Raw genomic sequence first — 13100 nt, 5'->3', positions numbered from 1 at the left:
GGCGGGTTGGATCAGCGGCCGCCGATCACACCAATATAATCAGACACCCATCGATAATAGGGCACACATTCGCCCTGGCTTTCGCAGGCCGAAACCGGGGTCTGCCAGAACTTGATCTGCTCGAAATTGTCGAACTGGTTGGCTGTGCAGCCTTCCGGCGTCAGCATCCCGCGCCCGTCGGTGCAGGCCGCTGGCACCGAAGGTGAGGCCCCGAACCAGACCGCAAGATCGGATTGAAGGTTTGACGAAAGCTGATGTTCCATCCACAGATAGGCGCAGGTCGGGTTCTTGGCATTGACATGCATCATCGTGGTATCGGCCCAGCCGGTAACACCTTCAACCGGAATAACGCTGGCAACATTGACATCGGCCGCCTGCAAAAGCTGCACCATGAAGGGCCAGGAGCCGGATACGGCCATGCCTTCATTGGTGAAATCGTCGATCTGGATAAAGGCATCGTGCCAGTAGCGCGCCACAAGCTGGCGTTGTCCGCGCAGCAGGTTCAGCGCGGCGTCATATTGTTCCTGGTTCAGCTCGTAAGGCGAGGTGATGCCAAGCTCGGGCTGATGATACATCAGGTAATTGGCCGCATCGGCAATGTAGATCGGCCCGTCATAGGCCTGCACACGCCCGACATTGGATTGCCCGTCCGCCAGTGTCTGCTCTTCAAAAACCGCGCTCCACGATGTGGGCGGTTCCGGGTAAAGATCGGTGTTATACATCAGCACATTCGCGCCCCACATATAGGGGGTGCCGTAATGCACACCATCGACCGTGTGCCATTCGGCGTTTTGCAGGCGCGGGTCGATCGTATCCCAGCTTGGAATAAGATCGGTATTGATCGGCTGAACACGGTCGCCCGCAATCATCCGCAAGCTGGCATCGCCCGATGCGGTTACAAGGTCAAAGCCGCCCTCGTTCATCAGCGCGACCATCTCATCCGAGGTATTGGCGGTTTTCACGCTGACCATGCAGCCGGTGGCTTCCTCAAACCCTGTCACCCAATCAAAGGCCGGATCGGTTTCGCCGCGCTCGATATAGCCAGCCCAGGCCACAATGCTCAGCTCGCCTTCGGGGGTTCCAAGCTCGGTGAGCATTTCACCGGCCACGCCCTGGTTTGCCAGGCCAACCGCCATTGTAAGTATCGTGCAGGATTTCAGTATATGTATCATGCTTACGCTCCCTGATTGAACGGCATTTCTCTGCCATTGAGCCCAAGCGTGACTCCGGATCAGCGTTTTCGCAAATTCAAAAATCAGAATTACGATATCGGAAAAATAGTGATCATGCGTTCAGCGCGCGCCTATTGGCTGATTGGCTTGCGAAATGGCAATGAAATCGCGCGCTGCCGCGCTGAGAGGCGAGCCGCGCCGCCAGACAACACCGACCTGAACCACCGGCAGCGCGCCCGAAACATCGCGTGATTCGATGCGATCCCCCTCCAGCGACCAGGGCCGATACACAAGGTCAGGCAGAAGCGCGACACCGGCACCCGTTGCCACAAGGCTGCGCACCGCCTCAACCGAGCGCGTGCGAAACGCCACGCGGGGGCGCGTGCCAAGTGCGGAAAGCAGGTTCACCGCCTCTTCTTCCATCTCATCGACATTCAGCATGATCAGCGGTTCGGCGGTGACATCGGCAAGGCTGATACTGTCCTGATCGGCAAGATGATGGCCAAGCGGCAGCCAAAGCCTGTAGGGCGAAACATCGAGAATTTCCATTTGCAGCGCGGTCTTGTCACGCAGGTTCGATGTGACCATCACAGCCACGTCCAGTTCGCCGCCCACCAGCAAATGTTGCAGATACTCGCCGCTATCCTCGATTGCGCTGACCACAACATCGGGGTTGGCGCGGCGGTATTTCGACAAAATATCCGACATGACATAGCCCGCCATCAGCGAGGTGACACCAAGCTGCAACTGCCCGGTTATGGCATCGTCTTGCGTATCAAACGCGCGGCGCGCACCGGAAACCGCGGCCAGAATATCTGTCGCGTGGCGCAAGAACTGGTGGCCGCGAATGGTAATGTTCAGCCCGCGCGAGTGGCGTTCAAACAGCTTGACGCCAAGATCGCCCTCCAGATCCTTTATTGCGGCGGTGACGGATGATTGCGAAATCGCCAGGGCATGGGCGGCATGGGATACCGAGCCATGCTCGGCCACGGCCACAAAATAATGCAACTGGCGCAAGGTAAAGGACATGGCCAAGCATTGGCTGAAAGCGCGACGAAAGGCAAACCCTGTGCGCGTTAACGCAATGGTGATGCGCCAAATGCGGCAATCCGGGGTAACATTTCTGAAAAGGAGGACGCGCCATGCGCCGTTTGATTGTTGTCTTTATACTGTTTATTGCACCCGCGCTGGGCCAGGCGCAGTCTGCGCCCGATGCCGAAATCCGCGATATTATCACCCGCCAGCTTGAAGCCTTCCAGCAGGATGATTTTGCAACGGCCTTCACCTTCGCTTCGCCCGCCTTGCAGGGTATTTTCCAAACGCCGGAACGCTTTGGCGATATGGTTACAGGCGGCTACCCGATGGTCTATCGCCCGCAGGATTACCGCTTTGACAGCCTCAGCGAGGCCGCCGGAAGCTCGCTGCAAAAACTGCTGGTCTGGGATAATAACGGCCGCGGGTTTCTGGTGGAGTATCAGATGATTGAAACCGAAGATGGCTGGCGCATCAACGGCGTATCCGTAACACCCTTACCCGATGTTGCCGTGTAGCTGGAGCGGGTGAAGGTTGAAAAGATATGTCGACCTATTGGAGTGGTTGATCACATTTCGCTGATGCAAAAAGGCGCACTAGAATGGCATCTCGGCACTATTCTCGTTTGTGATAGTGTCCGGATCACGTTGCAAAATGACCGACTCGATTTTTTCGGGAACACCCCAGGAATACTTAACCTGTGAATTATTCGTAATGGCGTCACGAAGCCTTCCCTTGTATTCAGGTTTCCAAATCTCTAGTTCTTCTACCTGACTACAAAGTTCCTTTGCCTCCCAGAACGATCCGCTACTGCAAAAACGATCTATGATTATGTCCGAAAACTTTTGGCGTGTTTTTGGATGTTTGCGATAAGCTTCGCACAGCTCTTTCGCTATGATATTTACGTCTTTTGCTTTTCCATTAAATGCTTGTTTCTTTCCGAACAACCCATATGGCGCCATTTCAAGCCGCACGGAAAAAACGGGAACACCTCGTCCAAGGGCATACCCAACTTCTTGATCGGTCCAAGTGCTTTCATTGAAGCCTTCGTTCAGAAGCGCAACTAGGGCGTCACAAGTGCGAAGCGCTTTCTCAATTTCTTCCTGCCATTCAGTGTCGGGTTCAATGTCTTCGTGTGCAACAAACGAGCAGATTCCGTATACAGCAAGAGCCAACTGTAGTTCGGAAGCGAAGACTTTGTGTTTTGCTAGGTGTGAAAGAAAAATCCACAAATGTCCCTCTGTCCAGAACTTAGGTGGGTCGGCGACGCTGTCTTCGCCAGTTTCTATGTTAAGATGGTTTGCTAGTTGTTGAAGAGGGCCATCTGAAAGCCCCTTTATCATGGTAACAACGTAAGAAAACAGATCACTATTCCAAGTTGCCGCAGTATCAGCGCCAAACTCGCCTAATATCACGTCAACTTCTGCCCACGATAGTGGAGACAGTCGGTGTGCAATTTCCGTTTTGTATGTTACCCGTTCGGAAGGTGTAAGTGCCATAAGCATAATCTAACGGAACGGCAGATAATCACATTGGAGCGGGTGAAGGGAATCGAACCCTCGTCGTAAGCTTGGGAAGCTTCTGCTCTACCATTGAGCTACACCCGCCTTGCGCCACCGATTAGACCGCCACGGCCAAACGGTCAAGCGAAATGACTAGCCGCGCCGTCGTCTGCGGCCGCCATCTTCATTGCCGGGTTTGATGTTGAAGCTCACATCGGGCAGGGGGGCGATGGCGCGCAGGCGGCTGAACGGGTCGACCGCGTTGGGAATGGCGGATGCGTTTACGAAATGCTCCTGAAACTTCGGCTCTATCGCGGTTTCAACCTTCTGGATCTGGCGCACGACCGTTTCAATTTCGCGCCGCTGGCCGATATTGAGCAGCGCTATGCGCGCCCCCGTGCCCGCCGCATTGCCCGCCGACGTGACCTTGGCGACTTCGCAATCGGGGATCATCCCCAGAACCATTGCGTGTTTGGGTGAGATATGCGCACCAAAGGCGCCCGCCAGAATGACACGGTCCACCTCGCTTACGCCCATCTTGTCCATCAGCAGTTTCGCGCCCGCATAAAGCGCCGCCTTGGCAAGCTGGATGGCGCGAATATCGCCATTGGTGACCGAAATCAGCGCCCCACCGCTTTCGCGCGCGTCATGCAGCACATAACTGTTGGTGCGCCCTTCGACAACGCAACGATCCGAGCCGGTTTGCGCCGCACTGCCGATCAGCCCCGAAGCATCGACCAGACCTGCCATGCGCATTTCGGCCACGGCTTCAATAATCCCCGAGCCGCAAATGCCGGTCACGCCCGATGACAGCGTGGCTTCGACAAAGGCTGGGTCATTCGACCAGATATCGCTGCCGATGACCCGAAAGCGCGGCTCTTTTGTTACCGGGTCAATTTCAACACGCTCGATTGCTCCGGGTGCCGCGCGCTGGCCCGAGGAAATTTGCGCCCCCTCAAAGGCCGGGCCGGTGGGCGAGGAACAGGCCAGCAGCTTGTGCTTGTTGCCAAGCTGGATTTCGGCATTGGTGCCCACATCGACAACCAGCACCAGATCTTCCGATAAATGTGGCGATTCCGACAGCGTGACAGCGGCCGCATCGGCCCCGACATGGCCGGCAATGCAGGGCAGGATATAGCCGCGCGCATTGGGGTGCAGGCGCAGGCCAACATCGGCGGCGCGCATGTCAATCGAGTCTGCTATGGCCAATGCAAAGGGCGATTGGCCAAGCTCGACCGGGTCTATCCCCAAAAACAGGTGGTGCATGACCGGGTTGGCCACCAGCACGATTTCAAAAATCGAATCTGGCGCGACAAGCGCTTCGGTTGTCAGTTGCTGCACCAGCGCATTCATCGCCTCGCGCACGACGCTGGTCATCTCAACATCGCCGCCGGGGTTCATCATGGCATAGGAAACCCGGCTCATCAGGTCTTCGCCAAAGCGGATTTGCGGGTTCATCACCCCGCTGGAGGCGACAACCTCGCCGGTTTGCAGGTTGCACAAATGCGCAGCAATGGTGGTCGAGCCAAGGTCGACCGCCAGCCCGAAAATCGGCGCGTCATAAAAGCCGGGCCAGACATGCAGAATTTGCGCCGCACCATCGGCGCGGGGGCGATGCACTGCGCAAGTAACCTGCCATTTGCCCTTGCGCAGCGCCTTTTGCAAATGCGGCAACACGGCCAGGTCGGCGGTCACGTCTTCAAGCTGCCATTGTTCGCGCAGCGCGTCGATCAGCCGTTCGATATCGCCCGAAGGCTCGTCCATATCCGGTTCGGCGACTTCCACGAAGAACAGCCGCGTGGCCGGGTCCATATGAATTTCGCGCGCTTCGGCGCGTTTGCGCACCACCTGCTTATGCACTTGGCTTTCGGGCGGCACGTCGATCACGACATCGCCCTGCACGGTGGCCTGGCAGCCAAGACGGCGGCCATCGAGCATACCGCGGATGGATTTGTAGCGTTCCTCGACCGCGTTCCAGGGGCTGAGCGCACCTTCTTTAACGCTGACCCCATGTTTGGAAAACTCGCCATAGCCGGGGCTGACCTGACATTTGGAGCAAATCCCGCGCCCGCCACAAACCGAGTCAAGGTCGACGCCCAACTGCCGTGCGGCGGTCAGAATGGGTGTGCCGCTTGCGAAATGCCCGCGTTTGCCCGAAGGGGTGAAAATGACAAGATGTTCGGCAGCCATAGAAAACCCCAGTCTTTTGTATCAGTCTAGCCCGCAACGCGGCGCAGCTTGGCATAAGGGCGGCGTTTTCGGGTGAATTCGCGCCATGAACCGCTTTTACATATCCGTTTCGGGCGCGGCCAGCATAATCCGGATGATCAGGTATGTGGCCGCGTGCAGCACCACGAACCCCAGCACGATCGGCACGACCGAGCCTTGAAAGGTTTGCCCGATAAGCCCGCCTATGCCCGCCGAAAGCAGGGTCGATGTGCTGCCAAGCACCGCCGAGCCGATGCCGGCAATATGGCCAAGCGGCACCATGCCGATCGAGAAGATATTGCCGAACATGATGCCAAGGCAGAAAAACGTTGGCAGCGCCCAGATCATGAAAATGACCACATTATTGCCAATGGGCAGGGTGAGCAGGGCAATCAGGTAGATCATGCCGAATGTGGTTGAAGCCGCTGCCGCCATGCGCGACAGGAACCGCATTCCGTAGCGCACCACGACCCGGCTGTTGACCACCGAGGCCGCGCCAATGCTCAGCGCAATGGCACCAAAGAAATAGTGGAAATAGTCGCCCAGATTGAACGCATCGGCAAAGATTTGCTGCGAGGCGCCAAGATAGCCGAACAATGCCGCCGAAGACAGGCCGGCCGCGAAAATGGCGGCGACACAATCGCGGGTGGTCACAACTTCAACCGCGCCCTTTACAATATTGGCAACATTGAATTTATTGCGCTTGCCGCGTGGCAGGGTTTCGGGCTGGCGCACGGCTAGCCAAATGAGAACGGCAAAGCCAAAGACCAGAATAAGCACAAAAATCAGCCGCCAACTGCCAATGCTGAGAATGGCCACGCCCAAGGTGGGCGCTATGGCCGGCACCAGAATGAACACCGCGCTGACAATCGACATCACGCGCGCCATTTCACGGCCCGCATAAAGGTCGCGCACCAGCGACATGGTTATCGCGCGCGGGGCCGAAACGCCCACGCCCTGTATAAGTCGCCCGATGATCATCGTGTTGTAATCTGTTGAAAATGAACAGATAATCGAGCCAGCCAGAAACAGCATCATGCCTGCATAGATCATCGGTTTGCGGCCAAATGAATCCGAGGCGGGGCCAAAGAACAACATGCCAAAGCCCATGCCCAGCAGGTAATAGGTTACGGTCAGCTGGATTGTGTTTGGGTCGCTCAGCCCAAGTTCTGCCGACATTGCCGGCATGGCGGGCAGAATGGCATCAATCCCCAGTGCCAGAATGGAGGTAATGGCCGCAATCAACAGCGTGAATTCAACCAATCCCGGCTGACGGGTAGGCGTAAACATAGAAGTATCCCGAAAAAAACGGGGCCAGAATGGCCCCATTTCCGAACATTAGGTCGGGATTTCCGGCTTGTCCAGACGCGGCGTTACCCGCGACGGCGTGCGCCCCGGCCTTCGCGCCCGCCCCGGCCCGCCCCGCCGCCCGAGGCGATTGTGGCCGAGGCTTCCGCAAAGGCCGCACCCTCTTTTACAAGGTCGGTTACACGGCTGAACTTGATCCAGTCGGCGCCATTTGCATCATTGTTCATCAGCAGGTTGGCGGCGCGGATTGCCTCCATTTCCACATGGCGCGTGGGGTTCATGATGGCGCTGGTCATGCCCGCCGCAATGGCCATAGGCAGAAAGGCGGCGTTGATGCCGTGGCGGTGGGGCAGGCCGAAGCTTACATTCGACGCCCCGCAGGTGGTGTTCACCCCAAGCTCGTTGCGCAGGCGGCGCACAAGCGCAAACACCTGTTGGCCCGCATCGGCAAGCGCGCCAATCGGCATGACCAGCGGGTCGACCACAATGTCATGCGCGGGAATGCCGAAATCGGCGGCACGTTCAACGATTTTCTTGGCAACGGCAAAGCGCACGTCCGGGTCCATCGAAATGCCGGTATCATCGTTGGAAATGGCCACGACCGGCACGTTGTATTTGGCGATGAGCGGCAGAACCACTTCAAGCCGCTCTTCCTCACCAGTGACCGAGTTTACCAGCGGGCGGCCTTTGCACACTTCAAGCCCGGCCTTCAGCGCACCGGGCACCGAGCTATCAATACAAAGCGGCACATCGACCAGCCCCTGCACCAGTTCGATCATGGAACGCATCAGCGGCGGTTCCGTCTCGTTCGGGTTGGGGTTGGAGTTATAGACCACGCCCGCATTCACATCGAGCATCGTTGCCCCGCAAGCGACCTGTTCCAGCGCGTCCTTCTCGACGGTCGAAAAATCGCCCGCCTCAAGCTGTGCCGCCAGAATTTTGCGCCCGGTTGGGTTGATGCGTTCGCCAATCACGCAAAACGGCTGGTCAAAGCCGATGATTGCGGTTTTGGTGGCGCTTTCGACAATCGTGCGGGTCATACAAATATGGTCCTTGGGGTTTGGTGTTCAGGCTTGCACAGCGGTGTCGCTGCTTTCGCCGGTCAGGAGAGGTTTCAGAAACTCGGCCGTGGCGTTGATGCCGCCGAGCGGAAAGAAATGCACCGATTCGATGTTGAAACCGGGGGTAGCAGCCTTGTGAACGGCCAACTCACCCAGAATTTCCTCGGGCGTGAAGGGCATGATCAGCTTGGTCACGTCCTTGGCGCGGCGCTGCAGCACGCGCAGACTGGGGCCAACGCCGCAGGTCAGCGCGAATTTGATCATGGTTTGCAGCTTGGCGGGGCCGGCAATGCCGATATGGATTGGCAGATCGATGCCTTCGGCTTTCAGCCGGTTGGCCCAGTCAATAACGGGGGCCGATTCAAAGCAGAACTGCGTGGCAATCGCCATTTTCGCATCGGTCCGGTTCGAGAAATCCTGCTTCCAGCGCAGCGCCTCCATCACGACAGAATCGCCGCCTTTCGGGTCGATATCCTTGTTGCCTTCGGGGTGGCCGGCCACATGCAGGCGCTTGAAGGCGTGCTTGTCGAACAGGCCGGTTTCCATGAGCTGCATGGAGCAATGGAAATCGCCGCGCGGCACATCAACCCCGCCCGCCAGCAACAGCGCCTGGGACACACCAACATCGGCGTAACGCTTAATCCAGTTTTCCAGCGTCGCGGCATTCTCGATAATGCGGGCCGGGAAATGCGGCATCACCTCAAAACCCTCGCCTGCAATGCGCTTGGCGGTGGCAACCATGTCTTCAATCGGCGTGCCGTCGATATGGGCGATGTAAACGCGGGTGCCCTTGGGCAGAATCGCGCGGAAATCGGCGATTTTCTCAGCCGTGCGCGGCATCACTTCTATCGAGAAGTTCTGCAGAAATGACGACATCGCGGCCTGCGGGGCAGGGGCGGTTTGCGGCTTTTTGCGGCCAAAAGGCAGGATCGACGCCATGAGCTTTCTCCAGTCCATCAGGTGCGGCTAGGCCGCGTTCCAACCATCATTGCCGATCAGCACCTTGATGCGGTCCTGATCGAATTCGGCTTCCAGACGGGCTGCTTCCGCACGGGCCACATCTGCATCGTCACCGTCAACCGCATAAGGCTCTGCGCGGCGCCACTCGGCCAGATAGGCATCGGAGTCGCGTGCGCCAATCTTCATGGCGCAGCGGTCGATTGCCTGCTCGAACCGTTCGGGCAATTGCACCTTGGCCGCACGCCGCCCCTTGCCCACAATTACCTGGGCAGGGATGTCGCGCCAAAATACAATAACCACGTCAGCCATTACAGAATCCTTCGGTTTCCTGCCGCCATTTGCGCCCAATTGCAGGGTTGCATATGGAGAATGGCGACTTTCGCAGATGCAGAAACGACAGATGGCGAATTTACGACGCGGGTGCAAGGCAAGATTGTCGTAAATAGGGCTTGAATGGTCGCTCGGAACGTGCGATTTCTGAAGCGTAGCAACACTCATTGACGGTTTGGACCGATGCAAGACACAACACAAGGGCAGGCCGTGCGCCTGTCGTTCGAATTCTTTCCCCCACATTCCCCCGAAGCGAACCTGCGCCTATGGCGTTCGGTTGAGCGTTTGGCGCCGCTTGGCCCCGAATTTGTTTCGGTCACCTATGGCGCAGGCGGCACGACGCGTGACCGCACGAATGCAGCGATCGCCACAATCCGCGATCGTGCGCGCCTGAATGTGGCTGGCCACCTTACCTGCGTTGGTGCCAGCCGCGCCGAAACACTGGCCACGGCGCGCAGCTATGCGCGCATGGGCGTGCGCCACATCGTGGCGCTGCGCGGCGATGCCCCAAAGGGTGCAAGCCACTTCACCCCGCACGCGCACGGGTTTGAAAGCGGGGCAGACCTGGTGGCTGGATTGCGCACGCAAGGCGGTTTTCGTATTTCGGTGGCGGCTTACCCCGAAAAGCACCCCGATTCCGCCGATCTGGCTGCCGATATCGCCAATCTGAAGCGCAAATTCGATGCGGGGGCCGATCAGGCGATTACGCAGTTTTTCTTCGAGGCCGAAACCTTCCTGCGCTTCCGCGATGCCTGTGTGGCGGCGGGTATCACGCAGAAAATCATCCCCGGTATTCTGCCGGTTGAGGATTTCGGCAAGATGGCCGGTTTTGCCGCGCGCTGCCAGGCCACGGTGCCCGACTGGATGCACCAGGCCTATCGCAATTGCGCCGACGCGGCCCAAACCGCATTGCTTTCGGTCGCCATGACATCCGAGCTTTGCGATGATCTGCGCCAAGAGGGTGTGGAGGATTTCCACCTCTACACGCTCAACAACCCAGACCTTGCCTATGACATTGCCCGCGCCATTGGCGTGCAGCCAATCGCGCCCGCTATGGCTGTGGGAAATGCGGTTGCCTAGCCAATTGTGAACAGTCCCTGCTTGCAGGGCTGCGGCGGATAGGTTAGCCTTTTATCCAAAGGCTGCCGAACCGGCGGCTAGGATTGGTATATTGACCGATATCGGCGATCAAAGCCGACAAACGGGCGCCCGCAGGCAGCGGCGGCGCTCGCCGCGCGGGGACGCGCCGGCACCTCTTTACGCTGCATTGGATCTGGGCACGAATAGCTGCCGAATGCTGGTTGCCCAACCCAACGGGGCGCATTTCGACATTGTCGATGCGTTCTCCAAATCTGTCCGCCTTGGTCTGGAGCTGGAGCGCACGGGCGCGCTTTCGAACGCGGGCATTTCACGCACCCTGCAAGCACTGCATGTCTGTTCGCGCAAGCTCAAAAAGCTGGGCGTGCGGCGGATGCGGCTTGTGGCGACCGAGGCGTGCCGGCGCGCGACCAATGGCAAGGCATTCCTGGAACAAATCCGCCACGAAACCGGCTTGCGGCTTGAGGTGATCCGCCCCGAGGAAGAGGCGCGGCTCGCGGTTATTTCCTGTGCGCCGCTCGTCTCGCCCGATGCGCGGCAGGTGCTGGTGATCGACATTGGCGGCGGCTCGACCGAGCTGGTCTGGATCGACCTGTCCGAGGTCGAGGCCACGACCCGCATCAAGGCCATGATCGGGCTGCAACCCGGCAAGCAGGCACAGGCGCTGCTGGAAGCGCGCGGCGCGCGGGTGATCGACTGGATTTCGGTGCCGCTTGGTGTGGCGACCCTGCTGCAACGCTATGCCGATGTGGAGGATGATTCCGCCCGTTTTGCGCTGATGTCCTGTTACTTCGAAGAGCAGATGGATGCGTTTTCCCCCTATTCCACCGGCACAAACGGCCAATGGCTTGATGGTTTGCAGATGATCGGCACTTCGGGCACTGTCACCACCGTGGGTGCCATGCATCTGGGCCTGCGCCGCTATGACCGGCAGCGCGTTGATGGTATGGGGATGGGGGCCGCCGATGTTGATGTGGTCATCCGCAAGTTTCTCGACCTTGGCCCGGAAGGGCGGCGCAACGAGCCGGGCATCGGGCGCGACCGGGCCGAGCTTATCATGTCGGGTGCGGCGATATTGCAAACGATCTTGCGGATCTGGCCCACACAGAATATCCGCGTGGCCGACAGGGGGCTGCGCGAAGGCATCCTGTTTTCAATGATGAGCGCGGATGGCGTGCTGAGCGAAGGACAGTTGGTAGCATGAGCGCATCGGGCAGAGGGCAACGCGAACTCCGCGTGCGGGTTAAAACCGCCAAGGGCCGTAAAATATCATCGACACGCTGGCTAGAGCGCCAGTTGAACGACCCCTATGTCATTCGTGCCCGCAAGGAAGGCTTTCGTGGCCGCGCCGCCTACAAGATCATGGAGCTTGATGACCGCTTCCGCTTTCTGGTGCCGGGCGCGCGGGTGGTCGACCTTGGCTGCGCCCCCGGTGGCTGGTGCCAGATGGCGGTGCATCGCACCAATGCGCTTGGCACGCGGCAGGGCAAAAAGCAGGGCTATGTGCTGGGGGTTGACCTGCAAGAGGTAGAGCCCATTCCGGGCACCGAACTGCATGTGCTTGATTTTCTTGAAGAAGATGCCGATGACAAGGTGAAAGCCTGGCTTGGCGGCGGGGCCGATGTTGTGATGTCGGACATGGCTGCGGCTGCCTCCGGCCACCCGCAAACCGACCATTTGCGCATTGTCGGGCTGGTCGAGGCGGCATTGATGTTCGCGCTGGATGTGCTGGAGCCGGGCGGCACATTCGTGGCCAAGGTGCTGGCGGGCGGGGCCGAGGCGACGGTGCTGAACCTGCTGAAGAAGAACTTCACCAAGGTCTACCACATGAAGCCGCCCAGCTCGCGCAAGGATTCCAGCGAGAAATTCGTCGTGGCGATGGGGTTCAAGGGCGCATCATCTGCGCCCGAGGAGCCGGTCGAGCGAGAATAGCCCGCCGCCCTTGATGACCAGATAGAGCAGCACAAACACCCAAAACGCGCGCAAATCAAGAATGCGGGCGTTTTCCACCCCGTCGAAAAACGCGCCGATCGTGCTGGAATCAGCCATATGGCCGTAAATATCGGTCAGGCTTTGCACGATGATGAAGCCGATCATGCCAAGCGCGGCCAGCCGTGTGAACAGGCCAAGCACGATCAGCGCGGGCAGCACAAACTCGGCCAGTGCACCCGCCCAGACGATAAGCGTGGCCAGCAGGCCGAACTGGCTGGAATCATAACCATAGGCCTCGGCCTGCTGCGGGAATATCTGCACGTAGGCATTGGGCGACAGGCCAAACCCGTCGAGCTTGGTGCCGGCCGAATTCCAGTAATACACCAGCAAGACGGCGGCAAATGTCAGCCGTGCGGCGCTGGGCAGCAGCCAGCAATGCGTGGCACGCTCGATGCTTTCGAAAACCCTGTCATGCAGGCTGAATAACCCCGAAATTA

The 13100-nt window shown here is 58.7% G+C and carries 13 protein-coding genes and 1 tRNA gene; 4 read left to right on the top strand and 10 right to left on the bottom strand.

Annotated elements, in window-relative coordinates; translation table 11 throughout:
• Positions 1-11 precede the first annotated feature (11 nt).
• Positions 12-1172, bottom strand: coding sequence for an ABC transporter substrate-binding protein (locus LGT41_RS13345; RefSeq protein ID WP_274127398.1), 1161 nt, complete (start codon positions 1170-1172; stop codon positions 12-14).
• A gap of 120 nt (positions 1173-1292) precedes the next feature.
• On the bottom strand, positions 1293-2201 hold the full coding sequence (locus LGT41_RS13340) for a LysR family transcriptional regulator (protein WP_274127396.1): 909 nt from the start codon (positions 2199-2201) through the stop codon (positions 1293-1295).
• Between the two features lie 113 nt (positions 2202-2314).
• Here LGT41_RS13340 and LGT41_RS13335 point away from each other — a divergent pair, with 113 nt between their 5' ends.
• Entirely contained in the window at positions 2315-2722 is a 408-nt protein-coding gene (locus LGT41_RS13335; protein WP_274127395.1) for a DUF4864 domain-containing protein, read from the top strand.
• A 78-nt stretch (positions 2723-2800) separates the two neighbouring features.
• Here LGT41_RS13335 and LGT41_RS13330 read toward each other — a convergent pair whose 3' ends face one another.
• The 7 genes from LGT41_RS13330 to LGT41_RS13300 form a co-directional block, all read right to left on the bottom strand.
• Positions 2801-3703 carry a toll/interleukin-1 receptor domain-containing protein gene (locus tag LGT41_RS13330; protein WP_274127393.1) on the bottom strand — a complete coding sequence of 301 codons (903 nt, stop codon included), beginning with the start codon at positions 3701-3703 and terminating at the stop codon, positions 2801-2803.
• A 34-nt stretch (positions 3704-3737) separates the two neighbouring features.
• Positions 3738-3811: transfer RNA gene (locus LGT41_RS13325), tRNA-Gly, on the bottom strand.
• Between the two features lie 48 nt (positions 3812-3859).
• The gene (locus LGT41_RS13320) at positions 3860-5896 is read right to left on the bottom strand and encodes an ASKHA domain-containing protein (RefSeq protein ID WP_274127392.1); all 2037 of its coding nucleotides are present in this window, start codon (positions 5894-5896) and stop codon (positions 3860-3862) included.
• 96 nt (positions 5897-5992) lie between these two features.
• Complete coding sequence (locus LGT41_RS13315) at positions 5993-7204, bottom strand: multidrug effflux MFS transporter (RefSeq protein WP_274127391.1); 1212 nt, start codon at positions 7202-7204, stop codon at positions 5993-5995.
• 83 nt (positions 7205-7287) lie between these two features.
• The gene (locus LGT41_RS13310; protein ID WP_274127390.1) at positions 7288-8262 is read right to left on the bottom strand and encodes a methyltetrahydrofolate cobalamin methyltransferase; all 975 of its coding nucleotides are present in this window, start codon (positions 8260-8262) and stop codon (positions 7288-7290) included.
• A gap of 27 nt (positions 8263-8289) precedes the next feature.
• Complete coding sequence (locus tag LGT41_RS13305; RefSeq protein ID WP_274127389.1) at positions 8290-9222, bottom strand: methylenetetrahydrofolate reductase; 933 nt, start codon at positions 9220-9222, stop codon at positions 8290-8292.
• A gap of 27 nt (positions 9223-9249) precedes the next feature.
• Positions 9250-9552 carry a virulence factor gene (locus LGT41_RS13300; protein ID WP_274127388.1) on the bottom strand — a complete coding sequence of 101 codons (303 nt, stop codon included), beginning with the start codon at positions 9550-9552 and terminating at the stop codon, positions 9250-9252.
• Between the two features lie 204 nt (positions 9553-9756).
• On the opposite strand from LGT41_RS13300, the gene metF reads away from it, so the two are divergent.
• The 3 genes from metF (at position 9757) to LGT41_RS13285 (ending at position 12603) form a co-directional block, all read left to right on the top strand.
• On the top strand, positions 9757-10653 hold the full coding sequence (gene metF / locus LGT41_RS13295; RefSeq protein ID WP_274127387.1) for a methylenetetrahydrofolate reductase [NAD(P)H]: 897 nt from the start codon (positions 9757-9759) through the stop codon (positions 10651-10653).
• 100 nt (positions 10654-10753) lie between these two features.
• Positions 10754-11875, top strand: coding sequence for a Ppx/GppA phosphatase family protein (locus LGT41_RS13290; protein WP_274129733.1), 1122 nt, complete (start codon positions 10754-10756; stop codon positions 11873-11875).
• On the top strand, positions 11872-12603 hold the full coding sequence (locus LGT41_RS13285; protein WP_274127386.1) for an RlmE family RNA methyltransferase: 732 nt from the start codon (positions 11872-11874) through the stop codon (positions 12601-12603). The genes LGT41_RS13290 and LGT41_RS13285 overlap by 4 nt, the downstream gene beginning before the upstream one ends.
• Here the strand turns inward: LGT41_RS13285 and LGT41_RS13280 are convergent.
• The gene (locus LGT41_RS13280; RefSeq protein WP_274129732.1) at positions 12568-13098 is read right to left on the bottom strand and encodes a DoxX family protein; all 531 of its coding nucleotides are present in this window, start codon (positions 13096-13098) and stop codon (positions 12568-12570) included. The genes LGT41_RS13285 and LGT41_RS13280 overlap by 36 nt on opposite strands.
• Between the last annotated feature and the right edge of the window lie 2 nt (positions 13099-13100).

This window comes from Abyssibius alkaniclasticus (assembly GCF_020447305.1).
Classification (GTDB): Bacteria; Pseudomonadota; Alphaproteobacteria; order Rhodobacterales; family Rhodobacteraceae; genus Abyssibius; species Abyssibius alkaniclasticus.
The sequence above is the reverse complement of the archived record's forward strand: the minus strand, read 5'-3'. Positions and strand labels throughout refer to the sequence as shown.